The 23,062-nt window shown below is 70.8% G+C and carries 22 protein-coding genes; 8 read left to right on the top strand and 14 right to left on the bottom strand.

Features of this window, described 5'->3' with window-relative positions; translation table 11 throughout:
- Positions 1 to 47: 47 nt before the first annotated feature.
- The 8 genes from ACWC5O_RS06755 to clpS form a co-directional block, all read right to left on the bottom strand.
- Positions 48 to 2,117, bottom strand: coding sequence for a putative Ig domain-containing protein (locus ACWC5O_RS06755; RefSeq protein WP_450580401.1), 2,070 nt, complete (start codon positions 2,115 to 2,117; stop codon positions 48 to 50).
- Positions 2,118 to 2,376: 259 nt separating this feature from the next.
- Positions 2,377 to 3,327 (bottom strand): PLP-dependent cysteine synthase family protein, encoded by a 951-nt coding sequence (locus ACWC5O_RS06750; protein WP_450580400.1) that lies wholly within the window; start codon positions 3,325 to 3,327, stop codon positions 2,377 to 2,379.
- 16 nt (positions 3,328 to 3,343) lie between these two features.
- On the bottom strand, positions 3,344 to 3,622 hold the full coding sequence (locus ACWC5O_RS06745) for a MoaD/ThiS family protein (RefSeq protein ID WP_450580399.1): 279 nt from the start codon (positions 3,620 to 3,622) through the stop codon (positions 3,344 to 3,346).
- A 97-nt stretch (positions 3,623 to 3,719) separates the two neighbouring features.
- Positions 3,720 to 3,815, bottom strand: a complete 96-nt coding sequence (locus ACWC5O_RS06740) for a putative leader peptide (RefSeq protein ID WP_020940333.1) — start codon at positions 3,813 to 3,815, stop codon at positions 3,720 to 3,722.
- An 87-nt stretch (positions 3,816 to 3,902) separates the two neighbouring features.
- Complete coding sequence (locus ACWC5O_RS06735; protein WP_450580398.1) at positions 3,903 to 4,325, bottom strand: Mov34/MPN/PAD-1 family protein; 423 nt, start codon at positions 4,323 to 4,325, stop codon at positions 3,903 to 3,905.
- Positions 4,326 to 4,468: 143 nt separating this feature from the next.
- Entirely contained in the window at positions 4,469 to 5,887 is a 1,419-nt protein-coding gene (locus tag ACWC5O_RS06730; protein ID WP_450580397.1) for an amino acid permease, read from the bottom strand.
- 353 nt (positions 5,888 to 6,240) lie between these two features.
- Complete coding sequence (locus tag ACWC5O_RS06725) at positions 6,241 to 6,846, bottom strand: DUF2017 domain-containing protein (RefSeq protein WP_450580396.1); 606 nt, start codon at positions 6,844 to 6,846, stop codon at positions 6,241 to 6,243.
- A 12-nt stretch (positions 6,847 to 6,858) separates the two neighbouring features.
- Positions 6,859 to 7,176 (bottom strand): ATP-dependent Clp protease adapter ClpS, encoded by a 318-nt coding sequence (gene clpS / locus ACWC5O_RS06720; RefSeq protein ID WP_094217794.1) that lies wholly within the window; start codon positions 7,174 to 7,176, stop codon positions 6,859 to 6,861.
- 141 nt (positions 7,177 to 7,317) lie between these two features.
- Between clpS and ACWC5O_RS06715 the strand changes: the two genes are divergently transcribed.
- Together ACWC5O_RS06715 and ACWC5O_RS06710 are read left to right on the top strand one after the other, a co-directional pair.
- A complete protein-coding gene (locus ACWC5O_RS06715) occupies positions 7,318 to 8,664 on the top strand; it encodes a nicotinate phosphoribosyltransferase (protein ID WP_450580395.1) in 1,347 nt (448 codons plus the stop codon).
- 98 nt (positions 8,665 to 8,762) lie between these two features.
- Positions 8,763 to 9,356 (top strand): nicotinamidase, encoded by a 594-nt coding sequence (locus tag ACWC5O_RS06710; RefSeq protein ID WP_450580394.1) that lies wholly within the window; start codon positions 8,763 to 8,765, stop codon positions 9,354 to 9,356.
- Positions 9,357 to 9,358: 2 nt separating this feature from the next.
- Here the strand turns inward: ACWC5O_RS06710 and ACWC5O_RS06705 are convergent, their stop codons facing one another.
- Positions 9,359 to 9,697 carry a hypothetical protein gene (locus ACWC5O_RS06705; protein WP_145882535.1) on the bottom strand — a complete coding sequence of 113 codons (339 nt, stop codon included), beginning with the start codon at positions 9,695 to 9,697 and terminating at the stop codon, positions 9,359 to 9,361.
- Positions 9,698 to 9,818: 121 nt separating this feature from the next.
- Positions 9,819 to 12,173 carry an immune inhibitor A domain-containing protein gene (locus tag ACWC5O_RS06700; RefSeq protein ID WP_450580393.1) on the bottom strand — a complete coding sequence of 785 codons (2,355 nt, stop codon included), beginning with the start codon at positions 12,171 to 12,173 and terminating at the stop codon, positions 9,819 to 9,821.
- Between the two features lie 363 nt (positions 12,174 to 12,536).
- Between ACWC5O_RS06700 and ACWC5O_RS06695 the strand changes: the two genes are divergently transcribed.
- Positions 12,537 to 12,773 (top strand): hypothetical protein, encoded by a 237-nt coding sequence (locus ACWC5O_RS06695; protein WP_450580392.1) that lies wholly within the window; start codon positions 12,537 to 12,539, stop codon positions 12,771 to 12,773.
- Positions 12,774 to 12,875: 102 nt separating this feature from the next.
- Here ACWC5O_RS06695 and ACWC5O_RS06690 read toward each other — a convergent pair whose 3' ends face one another.
- Entirely contained in the window at positions 12,876 to 13,652 is a 777-nt protein-coding gene (locus tag ACWC5O_RS06690; RefSeq protein WP_450580391.1) for an RDD family protein, read from the bottom strand.
- Positions 13,653 to 13,728: 76 nt separating this feature from the next.
- Complete coding sequence (locus ACWC5O_RS06685) at positions 13,729 to 15,258, bottom strand: RDD family protein (RefSeq protein ID WP_450580390.1); 1,530 nt, start codon at positions 15,256 to 15,258, stop codon at positions 13,729 to 13,731.
- Positions 15,259 to 15,490: 232 nt separating this feature from the next.
- Here ACWC5O_RS06685 and ACWC5O_RS06680 point away from each other — a divergent pair, with 232 nt between their 5' ends.
- Positions 15,491 to 15,904 (top strand): SsgA family sporulation/cell division regulator, encoded by a 414-nt coding sequence (locus ACWC5O_RS06680; RefSeq protein WP_450580389.1) that lies wholly within the window; start codon positions 15,491 to 15,493, stop codon positions 15,902 to 15,904.
- A gap of 23 nt (positions 15,905 to 15,927) precedes the next feature.
- On the opposite strand, the gene ACWC5O_RS06675 is transcribed toward ACWC5O_RS06680, so the two are convergent.
- The gene (locus tag ACWC5O_RS06675) at positions 15,928 to 17,343 is read right to left on the bottom strand and encodes an FAD-binding oxidoreductase (protein ID WP_450580388.1); all 1,416 of its coding nucleotides are present in this window, start codon (positions 17,341 to 17,343) and stop codon (positions 15,928 to 15,930) included.
- A gap of 92 nt (positions 17,344 to 17,435) precedes the next feature.
- On the opposite strand from ACWC5O_RS06675, the gene ACWC5O_RS06670 reads away from it, so the two are divergent.
- Positions 17,436 to 18,923: a tetratricopeptide repeat protein gene (locus ACWC5O_RS06670; protein WP_450580387.1), complete on the top strand. Its 1,488-nt coding sequence runs from the start codon at positions 17,436 to 17,438 to the stop codon at positions 18,921 to 18,923.
- 26 nt (positions 18,924 to 18,949) lie between these two features.
- On the opposite strand, the gene hppD is transcribed toward ACWC5O_RS06670, so the two are convergent.
- Positions 18,950 to 20,095 (bottom strand): 4-hydroxyphenylpyruvate dioxygenase, encoded by a 1,146-nt coding sequence (gene hppD, locus ACWC5O_RS06665; protein WP_450580386.1) that lies wholly within the window; start codon positions 20,093 to 20,095, stop codon positions 18,950 to 18,952.
- Positions 20,096 to 20,217: 122 nt separating this feature from the next.
- Between hppD and ACWC5O_RS06660 the strand changes: the two genes are divergently transcribed.
- From ACWC5O_RS06660 to ACWC5O_RS06650, 3 genes are read left to right on the top strand one after another with little or no spacing between them, the layout of a single operon-like run.
- Complete coding sequence (locus tag ACWC5O_RS06660) at positions 20,218 to 20,700, top strand: Lrp/AsnC family transcriptional regulator (protein WP_450580385.1); 483 nt, start codon at positions 20,218 to 20,220, stop codon at positions 20,698 to 20,700.
- A 16-nt stretch (positions 20,701 to 20,716) separates the two neighbouring features.
- The gene (locus ACWC5O_RS06655) at positions 20,717 to 21,367 is read left to right on the top strand and encodes an ABC transporter permease (protein ID WP_450580384.1); all 651 of its coding nucleotides are present in this window, start codon (positions 20,717 to 20,719) and stop codon (positions 21,365 to 21,367) included.
- Positions 21,357 to 22,574, top strand: a complete 1,218-nt coding sequence (locus ACWC5O_RS06650) for an ABC transporter ATP-binding protein (RefSeq protein WP_450580383.1) — start codon at positions 21,357 to 21,359, stop codon at positions 22,572 to 22,574. The genes ACWC5O_RS06655 and ACWC5O_RS06650 overlap by 11 nt, the downstream gene beginning before the upstream one ends.
- The last annotated feature ends 488 nt before the right edge of the window (positions 22,575 to 23,062 follow it).

The raw sequence follows: 23,062 nt of genomic DNA, 5'->3' as shown, positions 1-23,062 counted from the left end.
ACCCGGAAGGCTTTCTTCCGGGTGCGGGATCCGTTTTGCCGTACGGCTCAGCTGGTCGTCAGGGCGGTGTCGTCCACGACGAAGCTGGTCTGGAGGGAGGAGTCCTCCACTCCGCTGAACTTCAGGGTGACCGTCTGACCCGCGAACGAGGACAGGTCGAAGGTCTTCTGCGCGTACCCGGAGGCGGCGTTGAGGTTCGAGTAGGTCGCCAGGGTCGTCGAACCGGCGGTCACGGTCAGCTTGTCGTACGCGGTGCTGCCGGTCTCGGCGGTGTCGATGTGCAGGTAGAAGGTGTAGCTGGCCTTGCAGCCGGACGGGACGGTCACCGACTGGGACAGCGTGTCGGTGTGCGAGGAGCCGTACCCGTCGAGCCAGGCCTTGTAGGAGCCGCCGTGCGCGGCCTCACCGGAGTCGTTGGTGATGACGCCGCTGCTCGCGGTCCAGGTGGTGTTCCCCGACTCGAAGCCCGGGTTGCCGAGCAGCTGGGCCGAGGTGCAGGTGCCGCCGGAGGAGCCGACCGTCCAGGTGAAGGAGGCCGAGCCGGAGGCGCCGGTGGAGTCGGTCGCGGTGACCGTGACCTGGTAGGTGCCCGCGGTGGACGCCGTACCGGAGATCAGGCCGGAGGAGCTGTTGATGGACAGGCCGGTCGGCAGGCCGGAGGCGCTGTAGGTCAGGGTCGCGCCCGCGCTGTCGGTGGCGTGGATCTGCAGGCCGGCCGAACCGCCGGTGGCGGTCGACTGGCTGCCGGGGTTGGTGACGGTCACCGTGTTGCCGTTGCTGGTGCCGGCGGTGAAGGCGGTGGTGCCGTTCGGGGTGCCCCAGCCGGTCGGGCCGTCGTAGCCGGTGCCCGCGGTGCAGAAGTACGAGGTGGAGCAGGAGCCGTTGCTGCCGCTGGTCACGTCGTACAGGTTGCTCGTGTGGGAGTACGGGTACTTCGCCGGGTAGTCGCCGGAGCCCGGGGTGCCCGCGAGGGCGTAGACGCCGGCGACGATCGGGGCGGAGGCGCTGGTGCCGCCGTAGACCGCCCAGCCGGAGCCGCCGTAGGTGTCGTAGACCGCCACCCCGGTGGCCGGGTCGGCGACCGCGGAGACGTCGGCCTCCATGCGCTTGGCGCAGCCGCTGTCGGTCTGCCAGCTCGGCTTCGGGTCGTACGCCGAGCAGCCGGAGCCGGTGCCCTCGGTGGAGCTGGTGTGCCACACCGACTCGCTCCAGCCACGGGAGTTGGAGGCGGTGGTGAGCGCGGTGCCGCCGACGGCGGTCACGTACTGGGAGGTCGCCGGGTACTCGGCGCCGTAGGCGGAGTCACCGGAGGAGACGGTGATGGCGACGCCCGGGTGCTTGAAGTACTGGGTGTCCTCGCTGGTCTGGGAGGAGGACTCGGAGCCGCCCCAGCTGTTGGAGACGACCTTGGCGCCCAGCGTGACGGCCTCGTTCTCGGCGATGCCGAGGTCGGTGTCGTTCGCGGAGTTCGCCTCGACCAGGGTGATGCTGCAGTTCGGGCAGACCGCGCTGACCATGTCGAGGTCGAGCGCCTCTTCACCGGCCCAGCCGGTGTCGTTGGTCGGCAGCGAGGTGGTGGAGCCGGTCTGGCTGACCTGCTTGAAGCAGCCGTTGGCCTTGGTGCAGGCGGACAGGCCGTAGGTGGAGCGGTAAGTGGCCAGGTCCGACTCGGCGTTGGGGTCGTTGTAGGCGTCGACGACGGCAACGGTCAGGCCGGAGCCGCCCGTCGAGGGCAGGTTGTAGGCGCTGTGCAGGTTGGCCGGGGAGAGGCCGGAGGGCGCGGCGGCGGCGAGCGCCGAGGCGAGCCGCTGCTTGATGTCGGTGCGGCGCTGCGCGAAGCAGGACGCGTGGCCCGGCTTGGCGGTGGCGCACAGATGAGTCGTCGGGACCTTCTGCCCCGCCTTGCCGGTCGAGTGGAAGATCTGGCGCTCGGGGGCGGTCAGAGCCTTGGCGTTCTGCGCGGCCCGGGAGATGTGGGGCGCGGGAGCGGCGGCGGCCTGGGCCCCGGCCGCCGGCGCCGCGGCCAGTCCGGCGACGGTCAGGGCAAGGGCGGGGAGGGCGACGGAGACGAGTCTTCGCAGACTCCGTCTCCGCCCGCTCGGGCGTGACTCACGCATGGGGTACTGCCTCCATGGGGAAGTGGGGTTTCTCGCACTGGTCGGGCAGGCCCGTGACGCGCGTAGCGGCGGCAGTACCGCGCAATCATGAGCATGACACTTCAGCCCGGCATGTCGTGATGAGCGTGACATGACAGGGTGCGGGAGGACCGTAGCTCTGGCCCGAGACTCACCGGCAGTACCGGAGGGAATTCTTTGCCCCTCCATAGGATGGGATTGGCCCCCTCATAGGAGGGGGCTGGCGTGCGCTTGAGGCGGGTTACGCCCAGAGCTGTCCCTGGAGCGTCTCGATGGCCTCCTCGGTGGTGGCCGCCGTGTAGACGCCGGTGGACAGGTACTTCCAGCCGCCGTCGGCCACGATGAAGACGATGTCGGCGCTCTCGCCGGCCTTCACCGCCTTCCTGCCGACGCCGATCGCCGCGTGCAGGGCGGCGCCGGTGGAGACGCCCGCGAAGATGCCCTCCTGCTGCAGGAGTTCACGGGTGCGGGTGACCGCGTCGGCGGAGCCGACCGAGAAGCGGGTGGTGAGCACGGCCGCGTCGTACAGCTCCGGTACGAAGCCCTCGTCGAGGTTGCGCAGCCCGTAGACCAGGTCGTCGTAGCGCGGTTCGGCGGCGACGATCTTCACGTCCGGCTTGTGCTCGCGCAGGTAGCGGCCGACGCCCATCAGGGTGCCCGTGGTGCCGAGACCGGCGACGAAGTGGGTGATCGACGGCAGGTCGGCGAGGATCTCCGGACCGGTCGTCGCGTAGTGGGCGCCCGCGTTGTCCGGGTTGCCGTACTGGTAGAGCATCACCCAGTCGGGGTGCTCGGCGGCCAGCTCCTTGGCCACGCGCACGGCGGTGTTGGAACCGCCCGCGGCCGGCGAGGAGACGATCTCCGCGCCCCACATGCCGAGCAGGTCCCGGCGCTCCTGCGAGGTGTTCTCGGGCATCACGCACACCATGCGGTAGCCCTTGAGCTTCGCCGCCATGGCCAGGGAGATGCCCGTGTTGCCGGAGGTCGGCTCCAGGATCGTGCAGCCCGGGGTGAGCCGGCCGTCCTTCTCCGCCTGCTCGATCATGTGCAGGGCCGGGCGGTCCTTGACCGAGCCGGTCGGGTTGCGGTCCTCCAGCTTGGCCCAGATGCGGACGTCCGGGGACGGCGACAACCGCGGCAGGCGCACCAAGGGGGTGTTGCCCACCGCGGCCAGCGGGGAGTCGTAGCGCATGGGGCTCAGCGGCCGATCAGACCATGCCGCCGGCCACGGCCGGCAGGATCGTCACGGTGTCACCGTCGGACAGCTTGGTGTCGATGCCGTCGACGAAGCGGACGTCCTCGTCGTTCAGGTACACGTTGACGAAGCGGCGCAGCTGGCCGTTGTCCACGATGCGGGCGTGGATGCCCGCGTGCCGGGTCTCGAGGTCGGCGAACAGGTCGGCGAGGGTGTCACCGCTGCCCTCCACCGCCTTCTGACCGTCGGTGTACTGGCGGAGGATGGTGGGGATGCGGACCTCGATGGCCATGGTTGCGGGCTCCTGTCGGAAAGGGGTGGTTCGTCGAATCGGTGTGGGCGCGGGGGGACGCGCACCGCGGCTCACGGCCGTACGGCGGCGGGGAACGTCAACAGATGGCGCTGTTCAGCCTGCACAGGTCGACGTGCAGCCGCGCCACGAGCAGGATGCCCGGCGTCTTCTCGCTCACGTCGTTCAGAACCATGGGCTCATCGTATCGATTCCCGGTCCGGGTCCTGGAATGTGATCTCGCATGCTGGATGAATTCTGACCGAACTGTGGTCAGTGCAGGTCAGTACGCCTCTACGACCTTCACCTCTTCCTCCGTGATCTCCCCGTCGAGGATCCGGAAGGAGCGGAACTGGAACTCGCCGAGGCCGTCGGTGTCGGCGGTGGAGACCAGGACGTAGTGGGCGCCGGGCTCGTTGGCGTAGCCGATGTCGGTCCGGGAGGGGTAGGCCTCGGTCGCCGTGTGGGAGTGGTAGATGATCACCGGCTCCTCGTCGCGGTCGTCCATCTCGCGGTAGAGCTTGAGCAGATCCTGCGAGTCGAACTCGTAGAAGGTGGGCGAGCGGGCCGCGTTCAGCATCGGGATGAAGCGCTCGGGGCGGCCGGCGCCCACCGGGCCGGCGACCACGCCGCACGCCTCGTCGGGGTGGTCCTCGCGCGCGTGGGCGACGATCTGGTCGTACAGGGTCTGGGTGATGGTCAGCATGGGGGTCAGGATAAGCAGAGGGGCCGTCCCGTACCGAGGTGTGGTACGGGACGGCCCGCATGATGGACGTCCTGAGCGGCAGCCTCCGGGGGTGCCACGAGTACTCCCGGCGGCCGGACGTCCTGGGACGGTCTCCCGGGTGGTCAGCCCACCTGCTCCAGAGCCGGCTCGCGCCGGTCGGCGACCTCCGGCGTGCGGTTCTTCAGGAACAGCCAGCCGATGCCGAGCGCGACCGCCCAGACCGCCATCACGTAGAGGCAGATGCGGGAGTCGGCGTCGTAGGCGATCAGGCCGGTGACGAAGAGCAGGAACGCGATGGCGATGTACGAGCACAGCGCGCCGCCCGGCGCCGGGAAGGACGAGGCGGGCAGCCGGCCCGCGTCGACCGCGCGGCGGTACAGGACGTGGCTGACCAGGATCATCAGCCAGGTCCAGATGCCGGCCGCGGTGGCGACGGAGGTGACGTAGCCGAACGCCTTCTCCGGGACGACGTAGTTCAGGACCACGCCGATGCCCATGAACAGCACCGAGACGGTGATGCCGAGCGCCGGGGTCTTGGACGCGGACAGCTTCGAGAAGACCCGCGGGGCCTCGCCGTTGTCGGCCAGGGTGCGCAGCATGCGGCCGGTGGAGTACATGCCCGAGTTGCAGGACGACAGGGCCGCGGTGAGCACCACGAAGTTGACGATGCCGGCGCCGGCCGGGATGCCGATCATGGCGAAGGCCTTCACGAAGGGGCTGACGCCCTCGGTGAACTCGGTCCACTTCACCACGCACAGGATGATCGTGAGGGCACCGACGTAGAACAGGCCGATGCGCCAGGGCAGCGTGTTGATGGCCTTCGGGAGGGTCTTCTCCGGGTTCTCGGACTCGCCCGCGGTGACGCCGACCAGCTCGACGGCGAGGTAGGCGAACATCACGCCCTGCAGGGTCATCAGCGAGGAGCCGATGCCCTTGGGGAAGAAGCCGTCGAACTGCCACAGGTTGGAGACGGAGGCCGTGTCACCGGCGGCGCTGAAGCCGAAGGTGAGGACGCCGAGACCGATCACGATCATGCCGATCAGGGCGGTGACCTTGACCATCGAGAACCAGAACTCCAGCTCGCCGAAGAGCTTCACGGAGATCAGGTTCACCCCGAAGAGGATCACCAGGAAGACGAGTGCCGTCACCCATTGCGGGATGGACGGGAACCAGTAGTTGATGTAGATGGCGGCGGCCGTGAGCTCGGCCATGCCGGTGACCACCCACATCAGCCAGTACGTCCAGGCCGTGAAGTAGCCGAAGAACGGACCGAGGAACTCGCGGGAGTAGTCCGCGAACGAGCCGGAGACCGGGCGGTAGAGCAGGAGCTCGCCCAGGGCTCGCATGATGAAGAAGATGATCACGCCCGCGAGGGCGTACATCAGGATGAGGCTGGGGCCCGCCTTCTCGATGTTGGCCCCGGCCTTGAGGAACAGACCGACGCCGATGGCGCCGCCGATCGCGATCATCTGGACCTGGCGGCTGCCGAGCCCGCGCTCGTAGCCCTCCTCAGGGGCTTCGGTGACCCTCTCAGAGGTCATGTCGTGGTGCGCCTTTCTCCATGCCGACCCAGGCCCTTCGTCGGCCTCGGATCGGGTTTCGATCCCCCCGGATTGATGGAGCTGAGCGGGTTTCGCGAGCCCGCTCGTGCCTGGCCGACGGTCGCCGGCTCGGTGGCGCACCCGGCCGAACATGGGTGGTGTTGGCCGGGCGGTCGTGAAGATTTATCACGGCCGCAATATTGATCACAGAAGCGTGATGTGGCGCACCCCACAGGGAAAAGGGGACAAAGAACGCCCTAAAGCGGCAAAACAGGCCGCAACGGTGACGTGATCGTTATCCGGATTTGAGCGTCCTCTGAGCGAACATCAGAGACACGCAAAATCGGGGCAAGTTACGGCATAAGGGTGGCCACGAGCGTCTCCTGGAGACCGCCCAGCCACAGATACGCCATCACCATCGGCTTGCGCGGGTCCTCGTCCGGGAGCCGGTAGAGCAGATCGGTGTCGTCCTCGTCGGTGATCTCCAGCCGGGCGCCGATCGCCAGGCGCAGGTCGTTGAGGGCACCGAGCCAGCTCCTCGACTCCTCCGGGGACAGCTTGAGGATCGCCCCGCCGTCGTCCACCGGGGACAGCGCGTCCAGGCTGCGGATCACCGCGAGGGCGTTCTCCCGCTTGCCGGCCCTGAGGTCGTTCTCGGTGTAGCGGCGGAACTCGGCGGAGTGCGCCAGGCACTCCTCGGCCTCGGCCGGGGACTCGGGCGCCCGCTCCGGGTCGCTGTAGGCGTCCGGGAAGAGCCTGCGCAGGACGGGATCGGTGGGCGGCTCGCTGGGACCCTCGGCGAACAGCTCGGCCAGCGGGTCGGCGGGGGCGTCCGCGGCGGGTCCCGGGCCGATGAGCTCCAGGAGCTGGACGGCCAGCGACCGGATGATGGAGATCTCGACGTCGTCGAGTGCGACAGCCGCGCCGCCGCCGGGGATCGGTTCGAAGTGTCCGGGCATGAAGAGGATTCGCTACTTCCGGTCCTGCTGGAGGGTGGCCCACAGTCCGTAGCCGTGCATCGCCTGCACGTCGCGTTCCATCTCCTCGCGAGTGCCGCTGGAGACGACCGCCCGGCCCTTGTGGTGGACGTCGAGCATGAGCTTGGTGGCCTTGTCCTTGGGATAGCCGAAGTACGCCTGGAAGACGTACGTCACATAGCTCATGAGGTTGACCGGGTCGTTGTGGACGATCGTGACCCAGGGGACGTCGGGCTCGGGTACGGCGAAGACCTCCTCCGCCGACTCGGTGCGTTCGATCTCTACGGGCGCGGGTGACGTCACACACCCCATGCTGCCACGCGCCTTACAAATCGTCACACTGACGAAATGGGGGTACGATCCATTGCCATGCTGCATGCACCGGGGGGACAGCCCCCGGACCCCCGGCCTGGCCCGGGGCACCCGGCGACGCACGAGCTGACGGAGGTTTTGGTGAGCGTGGCGGACCTTGGGCTGCCGGTGGACGTTCCCTCGACGGCGCTCTTCACGGACCAGTACGAGCTGACGATGCTGCAGGCCGCGCTGCGGGCCGGTACGGCCGAGCGGCGCAGCGTGTTCGAGGTCTTCACCCGGCGGCTGCCGGACGGGCGTCGCTACGGCGTGGTGGCGGGCACCGGGCGGGTCCTGGACGCGGTCGAGAACTTCCGCTTCGACGAGGGTGTCCTCGGCTTCCTGCGGGAGCGGAAGATCGTGGACGAGGAGACCCTGAAGTGGCTCGCCGACTACCGCTTCAGCGGTGACATCTGGGGTTACCCCGAGGGCGAGGTCTACTTTCCGGGCTCGCCGGTCATCCGGGTGGAGGGCACCTTCGCCGAGTGCGTGCTGCTGGAGACCGTGATCCTCTCCATCCTCAACCACGACTCGGCGATCGCGGCAGCTGCCTCCCGGATGGCCTCCGCCGCGGGCGACCGGCCGCTGATCGAGATGGGCGCCCGCCGCACCCACGAGCTGGCGGCGGTGGCCGCGGCCCGGGCGGCGTACGTCGGCGGCTTCGCCACCACCTCCGACCTCGCGGCCGGCTTCCGGTACGGCATCCCGACCGTCGGCACCTCCGCGCACGCCTTCACCCTGCTGCACGACGACGAGCGGGACGCCTTCCAGGCCCAGGTGGCCACCCTCGGCCGGGGCACCACGCTGCTGGTCGACACCTACGACGTCGCCGAGGCGGTCCGTACGGCGGTGGAGGTGGCCGGACCCGAGCTCGGCGCGGTCCGCATCGACTCCGGTGACCTGCTCCTCGTGGCACACCGGGTGCGGCATCAGCTGGACGAGCTGGGGGCGACCGCCACGAAGATCGTCGTGACCTCCGACCTGGACGAGTACGCCATCGCCTCGCTGGCCGCGGCGCCCGTGGACGCGTACGGCGTCGGCACCCAGCTGGTGACCGGCTCCGGGCACCCGACCTGCTCGATGGTCTACAAGCTGGTCGCCCGCGCCGAGTCCGCCGACCCGGCGGCGCCGCTGGTGCCGGTCGCGAAGAAGTCCAGCGGGGGCAAGACCTCCATCGGCGGACGCAAGTGGGCGGCGCGCCGGCTGGACGAGGACGGGGTGGCCGAGGCCGAGGTGATCGGCACCGGGCCGGTGCCGGCCGAGCTGGCCGACCGGCAGCTGCTGGTGCAGCTGGTCAAGGGCGGCGAGGTCGTCGCCCGCGAGCCGCTCGACGCGCCCCGCGCGCGGCACATCGCGGCGCGGGCCGGCCTGCCGCTGTCCGCTACACAGCTCTCCCGCGGGGAACCCGTCATTCCGACGGAGTATGTCCAGGGGCGCTCGGGTAGCTAGAGCGCGATCGCCGTCCGCCCCCTGTCAACGCCCTCTCCCGAACGGGCTGCAAAGTCTCTAGGCTCAGTTACTTAACCCTCAGTCGAAGGACACCCATCATGCGTCGCGCGTTGATCGTCGTAGATGTGCAGAACGACTTCTGCGAAGGGGGCAGCCTCGCGGTCTCCGGGGGCGCCGACGTGGCCGCCGCGATCACCGAGCTGATCGGCCAGGCGGCGGGTACCGGCTACCGCCACGTGGTCGCCACCCGGGACCACCACATCGCGCCAGGCGGCCACTTCGCTGACAACCCCGACTTCGTCCGCTCCTGGCCCGCGCACTGTGTCGCGGGCACGGAGGGGGTGGGCTTCCACCCGAACTTCGCCCCGGCGGTCGCCTCCGGGGCGGTGGACGCGGTCTTCGACAAGGGCGCGTACTCGGCGGCCTACAGCGGCTTCGAGGGCGCCGACGAGAACGGAGTCCGCCTGGCCGAGTGGCTCCGGGACCGCCACATCAGCGAGGTCGACGTGGTCGGCATAGCGACGGACCACTGCGTACGCGCCACGGCCCTGGACGCGGTGCGCGAGGGCTTCCGGACCCAGGTACTCCTGGACCTGACCGCAGGAGTGTCGCCGGAAACGACCGACCGGGCCCTGGAGGAGCTACGCGAGGCAGGGGTGGAACTCACGGGCAAGCCGGTCGTCAGCGGCTGATCTCAACCCTGCTGCACCACCGCCGACCTGCGAAGCAGCGCCCGGATGGGATGCCACAGCTCGGTCACGATGACACCGTTGTCGGGTGCGGTGCGCCATATCAGGCCGTCGGGGTGGTGCAGGACCGCGGTGATCTCGTCCGGGGTCGGGGGCGCGGCGTTGCCCCGGAGGTACACGGCGCGCAGACCCAGGTTGCGCAGGCGGGTCAGGGCCCGGGCGCGGTTCTGGGCGTGGACCAGTACGCGTACCCCGGTCGAGCCGCCGGCAGGGCCGGGGCTGGGCAGATTCAGTGCCACCACCACCGTGCCGTTCGGCAGCTTGCAGAAGCCTCCTGCGGCCATGCGGTCACATCCCCGTTTCGGTCGGTGTCAATAAGCGAGCCACAGGACGCACCTAAACACGATCGGCGGCGACCCGCCAGGGGGTCACCGCCGATACGCATCTGACCTGCGGAAATGTCCGCTACTTCACCGCGGGACCGACTTCCAGCTCGATCGTCGAGCCGTCCTTGGCCTGCTTTGTGATCTTGATCTTGGTGTTGGTGTCAGTGATCTTGACGCCGCCGGTCGGGTTCGACCTGTCGTAGTAGGCGCTCGTGTGGTCGTTGAAGACCGACACCCCCTTCTGCGACTTGATCTTGGTCGCCTTGTCCGCCTTGTGCAGCGTGAAGGCGTCCGTGGCGTCCAGGCTGAACGGCGAGTCGAAGGCCTGGATCCGGTTGCGCAGCAGCGAGCCGTCGGAGTACTTCAGCGCCTTCCAGTGCGCGTCCACCGGCAGGATCAGACCGGTGCCCGGGTGCTCGCTCGCGTTGGTGTTGTTGTCCGCCTGGGAGGTGTCCCACTTCCAGATCAACAGACCGTTCTGGTACGGGTAGTGCTCCACCCAGTCCGGACGCGACGCGAAGCCGAAGTTGTACGGGCCGACCTTCAGGGTCTTGTCGTACGACACGTACTGGCGGTTCTCGGCGAGGTAGTACTGCTTGTAGTCCTTGGTGAAGGACGCGCCGATGCGGGAGAACCCGGCCGCGGTCCAACCGGCGTCCGCCGTCTCGGCGTTGTCGGAGAACAGCGCCGTACCGTCCGCGGTCACCGTGATCTCGTCGGCCGCGAAGCCCTTCTGCGCCACACCGCCGTCCGTCAGGTAGCGGAAGCGGACGTCGATCTTCTTGCCCGCGTAGGCGTCCAGCGAGTACGACAGCTTCTTGTAGCCGTCGACCGTGCCGGTCAGGGCGGGCTTGCCGGAGGCGTCGCGCGGGACGGCCTGGCCGTCCACCGTGCCGTCCAGCGCGGTCCAGTTGGCACCACCGTCGGTCGACACCTCGGTGTAGAGGTAGTCGTAGCCGTTCTCGATGTCGTACCAGCCGTCGAGGGTGAGCGCGGCCGACGTCTTACCGGTGAGGTCCACCGAACGGGTCAGCGTGTTCTTGAGGTTGTCACCGCTGCCGCTCCACCACTGGGCCGAGCCCTGCGCCGGGGTGACGATCTCGGTCTTGACCGCCTTGTCGGGAAGCGAGACCACGAGCGCCTGGCGGTACTTGGTGTTGTACTCGGCGACGCCCAGCTTGTGCCAGGACGAGACGCCGGCCTTGGCGTTGTCGTAGTTCAGCCAGCCCAGCTGCAGCTTGTCCCAGGCGTTCATGTCGCCGGGCAGGTTGCCGATGGACTCCTTGCCGGTGCCCAGCCAGGAGCCGGAGGACATCAGCGTCCAGAAGCCGGTGGAGTTGTCGCCGCCGCTCGTGTCGTACTCGTCCGGCAGGCCGAGGTCGTGGCCGTACTCGTGGGCGAAGACACCGAGGCCGCCGTTCTCCGGCTGGATGGTGTAGTCGCCGACCCAGACGCCGGTGTTGCCGACCTGCGCACCGCCGAGCTTGTTGCTGTCGGGGCCGGTGGCGCCGGCGTCGGTGCCGAAGGCGTACCAGCGGTGGGCCCAGATCGCGTCCTTGCCCTGCGCGCCGCCGCCCGCGGACTCGTCCTCGCCGGCGTGCACGATCTGGAAGTGGTCGACGTAGCCGTCGGGTTCGTTGAAGTTGCCGTCGCCGTCGTAGTCGTAGCGGTCCCACTGGTCGTACTTGGCCAGGTCCGCCTTGATGTCGGCGTCGGACTTGCCGGCCGCCTTCTGCTGGGCGACCCAGGCGTTCAGGCCGTCACTGACGACGTTCCACACGCTCGGGCAGTTGGTCTGGCCGCACGCGTTGTTGCCGTAACGCGCCTCGTTGTAGGGGACCTTGACCCAGTCCGAGACCTCACCCTTGACGGAGTAGCGGCCCGAGGACTGCTTCTCGTAGTACTTCTTCAGCGACTCGGTCTTCTTGCCGGTGCCGAAGTAGAGGTCCTGGTAGTGCTTCTGGTTGTAGTCCTTCTGCCAGGCCGTCGAGTTGTCCTTCGTGCGGTCCGGCGCGGCGATCGTGTTGTGCAGCGGGCCGGGGGTGCCGCCGAACTTGGGGTCGGTCTGGTCCCCGAACTCCACCAGGATGGTGAAGATCTTGTCGGTCTTCTCGCGGCTCAGCTCGACGTACTTGCTGTCGCCCTTCTTGCTCTTGAGCTGGACGACCTTCGAGCCGTTGCGGTCCTTGGCCTTGACCTTGCCCGATATGAGCTGGTTCAGGGCCTCCTGACGCTGGGCCTTCTGCGTCTTGCTCATGGGGCCGTCGAGATCGTGCTTCTGCTGCTTCACCGGGGCCGGGTCGTGCCGGTTCGCGGCAGCCGGGCCGGCCGTGGTGCTCGCCTCGGCGACGGCGAACGTCGCGAAGGTGGCGGAGGCCGCGGCGAGCGCCACGCCGATGGCGGCAGCTCTGAACGTCCAGGGTCTGCTGGTCACTTGAGTTCCTCCCCCGCGCCGCGCACACGGACAGGGGGGTCCTCGGTCATGGGAAGGGTCCGTGCGCGCATGATCAACGCGTGTAATCAAGTGACGACATTTGACTAGAGGTTTAGAAGAAAAGACAGACCTTGACTTGAGCAGGACAAGTGCACTATGCGGAGCCGACGTTCGCTTTACGAACACGCTTGCCTGTCGGTCAACCGGCGCGTGCGCCCCTCCACTTCCCCGACCCCATGACTCCGTGCGCCCCCCATGCACCGGTACCGTGGGTTAGGTCACGCTTACCACGCGTCCGGCTCGGGCATGCACGCGATGAGAGTCGAATGGCGCCCCCACCTTTCTTCCGAGGACACGATTGCCATGCCTCGTCCGACCGCCGCACAGCTCGCCTACGGTTCGTGCACCGTGATCTTCTCGACGCTCGCCATGCTGCTGCTGTCCCAGACGAGTTCGGGCCTCGGGGTCACCGTCATCGCCCTGGCCGCGCTCGCCCTGGGGCTGCTCGTCGCGATGACGGTGCCACTGCCCAGGCCGCGCACCGTCGCGCCGCCGGCCGAGAACGCGCCCGAGAGCGAGCGGGTCCCGACCGCGTTGTGAACGACGCACCCGCACGGCGCACACGGGAGCGGCGGGTCCGTGGGAGCCTCGGACCCGCCGCTCCAGTGTGGGCGGTGCGCCGTACTTCTCACACCGCGGGCCTCACTCGGTGCTGACCTCCACGGTCTTGGCGGCCTTGTCGTGCAGGCCCTGCTTGTAGGGCTTGTCGAAGTAGCTCCAGCCACCGCAGATCACCGTCCAGACGCAGGCGCAGCAGAAGGCGAACGGCAGCCACAGCACCAGGGCGCGGATCAGCGAGGTCTGCATCGACGGCGTGGCGCCGTCGTCCAGGTTGGCCACCCGCATCTTGAACCACTTCTTGCCGAGGGTCTGGCCCGTCTTGGCGATCATGACGGTGTCGTAGGCGACGTAGAGGACGGCGGCGACCAAGGACTGCCACAGGGACCGGCTGACCACGACCCTCTCACCGTTCATGGAGTACTGGTGGACCCCGAGGGGCCAGGTGACCAGCCAGACGACGATGCCCACGAGGATCATGTCGATGATGCGCGCGATGGTCCGCTTGACGCTGTCGGCGAGCGGGGGCATACCGGCGAGCGGGTCGGCGGGATAGCCCGGGCCGCCGGGACCGCCGTACGGGCCGCCGCCACCGTAGGGCCCGCCACCACCGCCGGGGGGTGGCTGCTGGCCGCCGTAGGGCGGAGGTTGCTGACCTCCCCAGGACGGGGGTCGCTGACCTCCGGTCGGTGGTTGCTCGCCGCCCGGAGGCGGGGGCTGGCCGCCGGGCGGCGGGGGCTGCCCGGCTCCGGAGGGGGTGTCGTACGGCGAGCCCGACCCCTGGTCCGAGGGGGGCCGCTTCCTGAACGGGTCGTCCTCGGGGGGCTGCTCTCCGGAGCCGGGGGGCGGTTCGCTGCTCATGGCCCGAGTTGACCGCGAACGCCCCGGCTTCGCACCCGGCGGGCGGCCGTACGGGGTACGGGGCCCGCTCGCCGGGTCAGCTCGCGACGAAGGTGTGGGCCGCCTTGTCGTGCCAGCACTGGTGCCAGGGCCGGTCGAACAGGCACCACAGCACGCCGACGATCCCGATGCCGAGCAGCCCCGGGATGCTGTAGACCAGCCAGCGGCGCAGGGCCGCGCCGAACGTCGGGGGCTCGTGCGCCTCTATGTCCCGGACCTCCAGGCCGCACAGCTTCTTGCCGAGGGTGCGGCCCCACTTGGCGGTGGGCAGCACCTCGTACAGGACGCCGAAGAGGAGGAGGACGGCGAGGACGATGCCGAGAGACGTGCCGGTGGTGCCGTCGAGCAGCCAGACCGTGACGGTACGGCCGGACAGCTTGGCCTCGTCGATCTTCTGCTGGACGTGGTCGACCGCCTGTGCGCCGAGCGGGACCGCCGCGGCGGCGGTGACGGCGCCGATGACCAGGCTGTCGATCAGGCGGGCGGCGAACCGTCTGCCGAGGCCGGCCGGCCGGGCCGCGGCCTGCCGGCGGGCGGCCGCCTGGAAGATGTCCTCCACCGGCGGCTTCCACGGCGCCACCTGCTCGTCCGCGCCCCCGGCCAGCTGGTGCACCTGCTGGGCCCAGGAGGACTGCCCACCACCCGGCCCCGAGGTCACCGGGGTGCCGGCACCGGCCTGCTGCGGCACCGAGGGGGCCACGGCGGCGGAGGCCTGGGGCGCCTGAGGGGGCTGTGCGGCCGTGGCCCGTGCGGCGGCGGCCTTCCCGGCACCGAACCCCGGACCGGTCGGCGGCGCGGACCGTGCGCCGGGCGCCCCGACCGGGCCCTGCGCACCGGGATCACCAAGTCCGCCCGCGGCGGCACCGCTTGGGCCACCCAGCCCCGCGTGCGGCGCCCCGACCGGCCCCTGGGCCCCGAAGCCACCGGCGGCCGCCGACCCGGACGCCTGCGCACCAGGGCCCGCGGCACCGGGCCCACCGGACGCGGCCACCGGACCGGAGGCCGGCACGCCGAAGCCCGCACCCGCACCGGGACCGCCCGCAGCCGCCGAGCCGGAGGGATCCGGGGCCGCCGGGCCCGAGGAGCCGGCAGCGCCGGGCTGCCGGCCCTGATCCGGCCGGAACGTCATCGTGCCGTCGTCCGTGACCGCCGCGGGGCCCGGGACCGGGCGGCGGAAGATGAAGGTGCCGCCGGGGTCGGGAGCGCCGTCGTCCGCGGGCGGGATCGACGCCGTGCCGTCCATGCGGGCGGCGTGACCGGACGGCTGGGACGGGTTGTCGGCGGGGACGCGGGGGTCGGTGCCCCAGGCGGACGGCTGGTCCTGCCCGGAGGGTTCCGGCTGCGGGTCCTCGTCGAAGAAGTGCGGGCCCGTCTCCTCGACGGACGGGGCCGCCGGGCGGGCGCCGGGCGGCGGGGTGAGCGGTTCGCCGTCCTTCGGCGCCGGCCGGCTGGTGCCCGGCACCCAGGAGGCGCCGTTCCAGTACCGGACGTAGCCGGGGATGGACGGGTCCGGGTAGTAGCCCTCGCGGGGCCTGTCGTCACCGGGGGCCGGGGTTGGGGCGCTCATGTCCGTCGTCCCGTATCTGCTCGGGGATGGGCTGGGGTCCCCACATCTATCAGACCGGGGCACGCCGCACCGCCAGTCCCGCCGTACCCGCCCCTTTCCGGGCAACGCCGCACACGGGTCCCACACCTGGGCCGAAATAGTTTCCCGAACCCGCGTAATGCCCGCGCCCATGCCCCCTCTCCCCTGGTACGGGCCCGGTCCGAGGGGCCCCGGCACAGAGGAGAAGCAGGTCATGCATCACACCGTGGTGGAGCGGGAGCTGGAGTTGAGGCTCATCCTGTCGCCCGAGCGGAGCATCCCGGTCCCGGCCCGGCTCAGCTACCGCTCCGACGACCCCTACGCGATCCACATCACCTTCCACATCAACTCCGAGCACCCCGTCAACTGGACGTTCGCCCGGGAGCTCCTGGTGGAGGGGGTGTTCCGGCCGTGCGGGCACGGGGACGTGCGGGTGTGGCCGACCAAGGCCGACGGGCGCAGCGTCGTGCTGATGGCGCTGAGTTCGCCGGACGGGGACGCCCTGCTGGAGGCGCCGTCCGCCCAGGTGTCGGCCTGGCTGGAGCGGACGTTGCGCGTGGTGCCCCCGGGGACCGAGGGCGGGGAGCTGGGCATCGACGACGCGCTCGAGCAACTGCTGGCCCGGTGAGGGCACGGTCCGAGAAGGCAGGGTCAGAACAGTTTGCCGGGGTTGAGGATGCCGAGCGGGTCGAACGCCTGCTTCACCGCCCGCTGCATCTCCACGCCGACCGGGCCGATCTCCCGCGCCAGCCACTCCTTCTTCAGGACACCCACCCCGTGTTCGCCGGTGATGGTGCCGCCGAGTTCCAGGCCGAGGGCCATGATCTCGTCGAAGGACTCGCGGGCCCGCCGGGACTCGTCGGGGTCCTGGGCGTCGAAGCAGACGGTGGGGTGCGTGTTGCCGTCGCCGGCGTGTGCGCACACCCCGATGGTGAGCCCGTACTTGGCGGCGATCTGCTCGACGCCGGCGAGCATCGCGCCGAGCTTCGAGCGGGGCACGCACACGTCGTCGATCATCGTCGTGCCCTTCACCGCCTCCAGCGCGGTCAGCGAGAGCCGCCGCGCCTGGAGGAGGAGTTCGGACTCGGCCGCGTCCTCGGCCGGGACGACCTGGGTGGCGCCCGCGGCCTCGCACAGCGCGCCGACGGCGGCGAGGTCGGCGGTGGGGTCCGGGGTGTCGAAGGCGGCCAGCAGCAGCGCCTCGGTGGTCTCCGGGAGGCCCATGTGGGCGAGGTCGTTGACGGCCTTGACGGTCGTACGGTCCATCAGTTCGAGCAGGGAGGGCACGTGCCCGCCCTCCATGATCCGGCACACGGCTTCGCAGGCGGCGGCCGCGGAACCGAACTCGGCGGCCAGGACGAGCTGCTGGGGCGGCTTGGGCCGCAGCCCGAGGACCGCGCGGACGACGATGCCGAGCGAGCCCTCGGAGCCGACGAAGAGCCGGGTGAGGTCGTAGCCCGCCACGCCCTTCGCGGTGCGGCGGCCGGTGGACATCAGGCGGCCGTCGGCGAGGACGACCTCCAGGCCGAGGACGTACTCGGCGGTCACGCCGTACTTCACACAGCACAGGCCGCCCGACCCCGTGCCGATGTTGCCGCCGATGGTGCACATCTCCCAGCTGGACGGGTCGGGCGGGTAGTACAGGCCGTGTTCCTCGACGGCGCGGGAGAGGGCGGCGTTGATGACGCCCGGTTCGACGACCGCGATCCGGTCGACGGGGCTGATCTCCAGGATGCGGTCCATCCTGGTGAGGGACAGCACGATGCAGCCGTCGGTGGCGTTGGCGCCGCCGGACAGGCCGGAGCGGGCGCCTTGCGGGACGACCGGGACGCGCAGTTCGGTGGCGGTGCGCATGACGTGCTGGACCTGCTCGACGGTGCGCGGCAGGACGACCACGGCCGGGGCGCCGGCCGGGCAGAAGCTCGCCATGTCGTTGGCGTAGGAGGAGGTGACGTCGGGGTCGGTCAGGACGGCCTCGGCGGGCAGGCCGGCCAGGAGCCGGTCGGTGAGGTTACCGGTGTGTGCTGCGTCTTCATCGCGACGCGCTTCGATACGGCTCATGATCACAGCGTCGCACCCGGGGCCATCGGTGTGAACCCCGTCCGTGCCGCCCTTGGGCCACCCGGGCGTGCGGGTCGTACTGCCGCACAGTGAGCGGCATGGAGATCCGACAGTATGGCCACTCCGTCCCCGGTACGTCCCCGGTCGCCGGGCCGCCTCCGCCGGGCCGCCCCCGGCGGTGGCCGCGGCGGGTCCTGGTCACCGCGTGTGTCTGCGGGGTCGCGGCGGGCGCGGCCCTGATGCTGATGCCGGCCGAGCCGCACCGCCGGGCCGCACCGCCCGCGCCGGGTCCGCGGGCCCAGGCGCGGGCGCAGGCGCAGACGCTGGCCGCGGTCACCTCCGGGATGCCGGCCGCGCTGCCGGAGCTGGCGGCGCTGATCGGGCAGCAGGAGAGCCGGGTGCGGGCGCAACCGCGGGACGCCCGGGCATGGGCGGTGCTGGGGAGCGCGTACCTGGAGCAGGGGCGGCACAGCGCCGACGCGGCGAGTTATCCGAAGGCCGAGCGGGCACTGCGGACCTCGATGGAGGTGCGGGGCACCGGCAACACCCAGGCGCTGGGCGGGCTGGCCGCGCTGGCGAACGCGCGCCGGGACTTCCCGGCGGCCAAGCGGTACGGCGAGCAGGCGCTGAAGCTGGCGCCGAAGCGGTGGACGTCGTACGCGCCGCTGATCGAGGCCTACACCGGGCTCGGCGACTACAAGGCGGCCCGGGGCGCCCTGGACAAGCTGATGGGGCTGCGCACCGGCGCGGCCGAGCGGCCCGCGGTGATGGCGCGGGCCTCGGCGGTCTACCGGGACCGGGGCTGGCGCGAGGACGCCGTGGCCCAGCTGACGGACGCGGCGTCGGCCGCCCCCACCCCCGCCGAGCAGGCCGCGTATCTGACCGGGGTCGGGCAGCTGGCCTGGGAGCGGGGCGACCGGGAGGACGCGCTGCGGCACTTCCGGGCGGCCGTACGCCTGGACCCGGACCAGCGGGCGGCGCTCGCCGGGCAAGGGCGGGCGCTGGCCGCGCTGGGCCGCACCGAGGAGGCGATCGCCGTGTACCGGACGGCCCTGGCCAAGCGCGCGGACCCGCAGGTGGCGCTGGAACTCGGCGAGTTGTACGACTCGCTGGGGCAGTTCGGACCGGCCCAGGAGCAGTACGGGCTGCTGCGCGAGCGGGTACGGCAGGCGGCGGCGGGCGGGGTCGACGAGGAGCTGCTGATCGGGCAGTTCGAGGCGGACCACGGGGACCCGGAGGACGCGGTGGCGCGGTTGGAGAAGGAGTGGCAGCGCCAGCCCGGGATCGAGGTGGCCGACGCCCTCGGCTGGGCGCTGCACCGGGCCGGCGACGACGAGGAGGCGCTGGACTACGCCACGACGGCGACGGACAAGACGAAGGGCGGCGGGGTGCGCAGCGCGCTGTACGCGTACCACCTGGGCATGATCGAGCGTGAGCTGGAGCAGTACGGGCCGGCCCGGCGGCATCTCGAGGAGGCGTTGCGGATCAACCCGTACTTCTCGCCGCTGCGCGTCCCGGAGGCGCAGACGGCGTTGCAGGGGCTCGATGAGCTGCCGGAGGAGCCCCTGCCCGCCGACCTGTCCTAGGGCAGCCCTGGGTGCGGGTTGTCGCGTTACAGGTTGCCGCGCTTCGCCTGCTCGCGTTCGATCGCCTCGAACAGGGCCTTGAAGTTGCCCTTGCCGAAGCCCATCGAGCCGTGCCGTTCGATGAGCTCGAAGAAGACGGTCGGCTTGTCCTGGACCGGCTTGGTGAAGATCTGCAGCAGGTAGCCGTCCTCGTCGCGGTCGGCGAGGATCTTCAGTTCGCGCAGGGTCTCGATCGGCACGCGGGTGTCGCCCACCCACTCGCCGAGGGTGTCGTAGTACGAGTCCGGGGTGTCGAGGAACTGGACTCCGGCCGCGCGCATGGTGCGGACGGTCGCGACGATGTCGTTGGTGTTCAGCGCGATGTGCTGGACGCCGGCGCCGCCGTAGAACTCCAGGTACTCGTCGATCTGGGACTTCTTCTTGGCGATCGCGGGCTCGTTGATCGGGAACTTCACCTTGAGGGTGCCGTCCGCGACGACCTTCGACATCAGCGCGCTGTACTCGGTGGCGATGTCGTCGCCCACGAACTCCTTCATGTTCGTGAAGCCCATGACCTTGTTGTAGAAGCCGACCCACTCGTTCATGCGGCCGAGTTCGACGTTGCCGACGCAGTGGTCGACGGCCTGGAAGGTGCGCTGGGCGGGCGGCTCGACGATCGGCGCGGCGGCCGCGAACCCGGGCAGGTACGGGCCGTCGTAGCCGGAGCGGTCGACGAGGGTGTGGCGGGTCTCGCCGTAGGTGGCGATCGCGGCGAGGACGACGGTGCCGTGCTCGTCCTTCAGCTCGTACGGCTCGGCGACCGAGCGGGCGCCGTGCTCGATGGCGTAGTCGTAGGCACGGCGGGCGTCAGGGACCTCGATGGCCAGGTCGATGACGCCGTCGCCGTGCTCGGCCACGTGCCGGGCGAGGAACTCGCCCCAGGCGGTGCTCGCCTTGATCACCGAGGTGAACACGAAGCGGGCGGAGCCGTTCTCGAGCACGTAGCTCGCGGTCTCGCGGCTGCCGTTCTCCGGTCCGGAGTAGGCGACCAGCTTCATGCCGAAGGCGGTGGAGTAGTAGTGCGCTGCCTGCTTGGCGTTGCCCACGGCGAAGACGACCGCGTCCATTCCCTTGACCGGGAAGGGGTCTGCCTGCCGGGCGGTGTCGGGAGTGTGGTGTGTGGTCTGCGTCATGCGGGAAGAGTGGCCCCGCCCTGCAAGGTGCGCAATAGTTTCTTTGTTCACTGGGCAATCTGCTCAGTGGTACGACCGTTTCTACGGTCCTTCTGTACAGGATGACCACCCCGGGAGGCGCTGTGGCGATCGATCATCTGGACGGCCGGATCATCGTGCTGCTGGCCCGGGAGCCGCGCATCGGCGTGCTGGAGATGTCCCGGCGGCTGGGGGTCGCCCGGGGGACGGTGCAGGCTCGGCTGGACCGGCTTCAGTCGAATGGAGTGATCCGCGGATTCGGGCCCCAGGTGGATCCGGCGGCCCTCGGCTACCCGGTCACCGCGTTCGCCACGCTGCAGATCCGGCAGGGCCAAGGGCCCGATGTCCGGGCGCACTTGGCGACCGTGCCGGAGGTGCTGGAGCTGCTCACCACCACCGGCACCGGGGACATGCTGTGCCGCCTGGTGGCCCGCTCGAACGCCGATCTTCAGCGGGTGATCGACCGGGTCGTCGGTTTTGATGGCATCGTCCGGGCCTCCACGGCGATCGTCATGGAGAACCCCGTTCCGCTGCGGATCATCCCGCTGGTGGAGCAGGCCGCCGAGGACAGTCGGGAAGGGAACTAGCCGACCTGGAGCACGCGTGAGCTTCTGGGAGTACCTGAGCAGCCGTCACCGGCAGCTGCTCACGGACGCCTACGAGCACGCGGGCGCGGTCTTCCTGTGTCTGGTCGTGGCGGCCGTCGCCGGGGTCCTCGTCGGGATCGTCACGTACCGCAGCGCGTGGGCGGGCCGGCCGGCCACGCGCACGGCCGCCGCCCTCCTCGCCGTCCCGTCCCTGGCACTGATCGGTCTGCTCGTCCCGCTCGTGGGCCTGGGCGTGCCGCCGACGGTGATCGCGCCGGCCCTGTACGGGCTGCTGCCGATCGTGCGGCACTGCGTCCTGGGCCTGCGCGCGGTCGACCCGGCCCTGGTGGACGCGGCCCGCGGCATCGGCATGTCCCGGCCGATGCGGCAGCTGAGGGTCGAGCTGCCGCTTGCCTGGCCGCCGATCCTGACCGGCATGCGGGTCTCCACGCGGATGCTGACGGGCGTCGCGGCCATCGCCGCCTGTGTCTCCGGTCCCGGCCTCGGCAACGAGATCTTCCGCGGGCTCGCCTCGGGGGGCGGCGGGAACGCCCTGAACCAGGTGCTCGCGGCCACGCTCGGGATCGCCCTCCTCGCGCTCCTCTTCGACGCCGCGTACGTCCTGGTCGGACGGCTGACCATGCCCAGGGGGAGCCGTGTTCGATGAGTCCGTCGCCGGGGCGACGATCGAGCTGGAGAACCTGACCAAGCGGTACGAGGGCCGTCCGCAGCCGGCTGTGGACGGCGTGAGCATGGAGATCAGGGCCGGTGAGACGGTGGTCCTCGTCGGGCCGGCGGCCTGCGGGAAGTCCACGACGCTCAAGATGATCAACCGGCTGGTCGAGCCGTCCGGCGGCCGCGTCCGTATCGACGGCGTGGACGTCACCCGTCTCGACCCGGTGCGGCTGCGCCGCGAGGTCGGGTACGCCGTCGGGTCCTCGGGGCTGTTCCCGCACCTGACCGTCGCCCAGAACATCGCGCTCGTACCGAAGATGATCGGCTGGCCGAAGCGCCGGATCCGGGAGCGGGTGGCGGAGATGCTCGACCTGGTGGGCCTGGACCCGGGCGAGTTCCACGGCCGCCATCCGGGCGGGCTCTGCGAGGGCCGGCGGCAGCGCGTGGGCATGGCACGGGCCCTGGCCGCCGATCCCCCGGTGCTGCTCATGGACGAGCCGTTCGGCGCGGTCGACCCGACCACTCGCGACCAGTTGCAGGACGAGCTGATCCGGATCCAGCACCAGCTGCGCAGGACGATCGTCTTCGTCACCCGCGACTTCGACGAGGCGATCAGGCTGGGCGACCGGATCGCCGTGCTGCGCGAGCGCTCGCGCATCGCCCAGTTCGACACCCCGGAGGCGATCCTCACCAGCCCGGCCGACGACTTCGTCTCCGGTTTCGTCGGCGCGGGCGCGGCCCTGAAGCGGCTGAACCTCACCCGGGTGCGGGACGTGGAGATGCGGGGCTGGCCGGCGGTGACCGTGGACACCCCGCTCCAGCAGATCTTCACCGTGCTGCGCGGCAGCGGCACGGGCGAGATCCTGATGCTCGACCGGCGCCGCCACCCCTGCAAGTGGCTCCGGCGCGGCGACCTGATGCGGGCCCGCGGCTCGCTGGCCCGCGCGGGCACGCCGGTGCACACCACGGTGACCCGGGACGCGACCCTGCGGGACGCGCTGGAGGCGGTGCTCACGGACAACGCGGGGCGGGTCGCGGTCACCGGGCGGCACGGGGAGTACCTCGGTGTCGTCGACATGAAGACGCTCATGAACTCCGTGCACAGGCTGCTGGAGGCCGACCGCCTCGACGCCATGGAGCGCCAGCACGAACTGGCGGCGGCCCGCGCCCGGCGCGGCGGAGGGGGGAGGACGGCGTGAGCACCGCCCGGCGCCCTGGGGGCGAGCACGAGGCCGGGTTCGCCCACGGTGATGAGGGCGAGCACGAGGCCGGGTTCGCCCACGGTGATGAGGGCGAGCACGAGGCCGGGTTCGCCCGCCGTGATGAGGGCGAGCACGAGGCCAAGCCAGCCCGCCGTGATGAGGGCGAGCGCGAGGCCAGGCCAGCCCGCCACGACGAGGGCAAGCACCAGGCCGGGTTCACCCGCCACCCCGTGAGCGGGCACGAGGCCGGGCTCGCGTTCCGCGACGAGGGCAAGCACCAGGCCGAGCCAGCCCGCCACGACGAGGGCAAGCACCAGGCCGGGTTCACCCGCCACCCCGTAAGGGGGCACGAGGCCGGGCTCGCGTTCCGCGACGAGGGCAAGCACGAGGCCGGGCCAGCCCGCCACCCCGTGAGCGGGCACGAGGCCGGGCTCATCGTCCACCCCGGGAGCGGGCACGAGGCCGGGTCCGCCCCCCGCGATGAG

The sequence above is a fragment of the Streptomyces sp. NPDC001450 genome, assembly GCF_053597295.1.
Note: the sequence above shows the minus strand (reverse complement) of the source record. Positions and strands in the feature narration are given on the sequence as shown.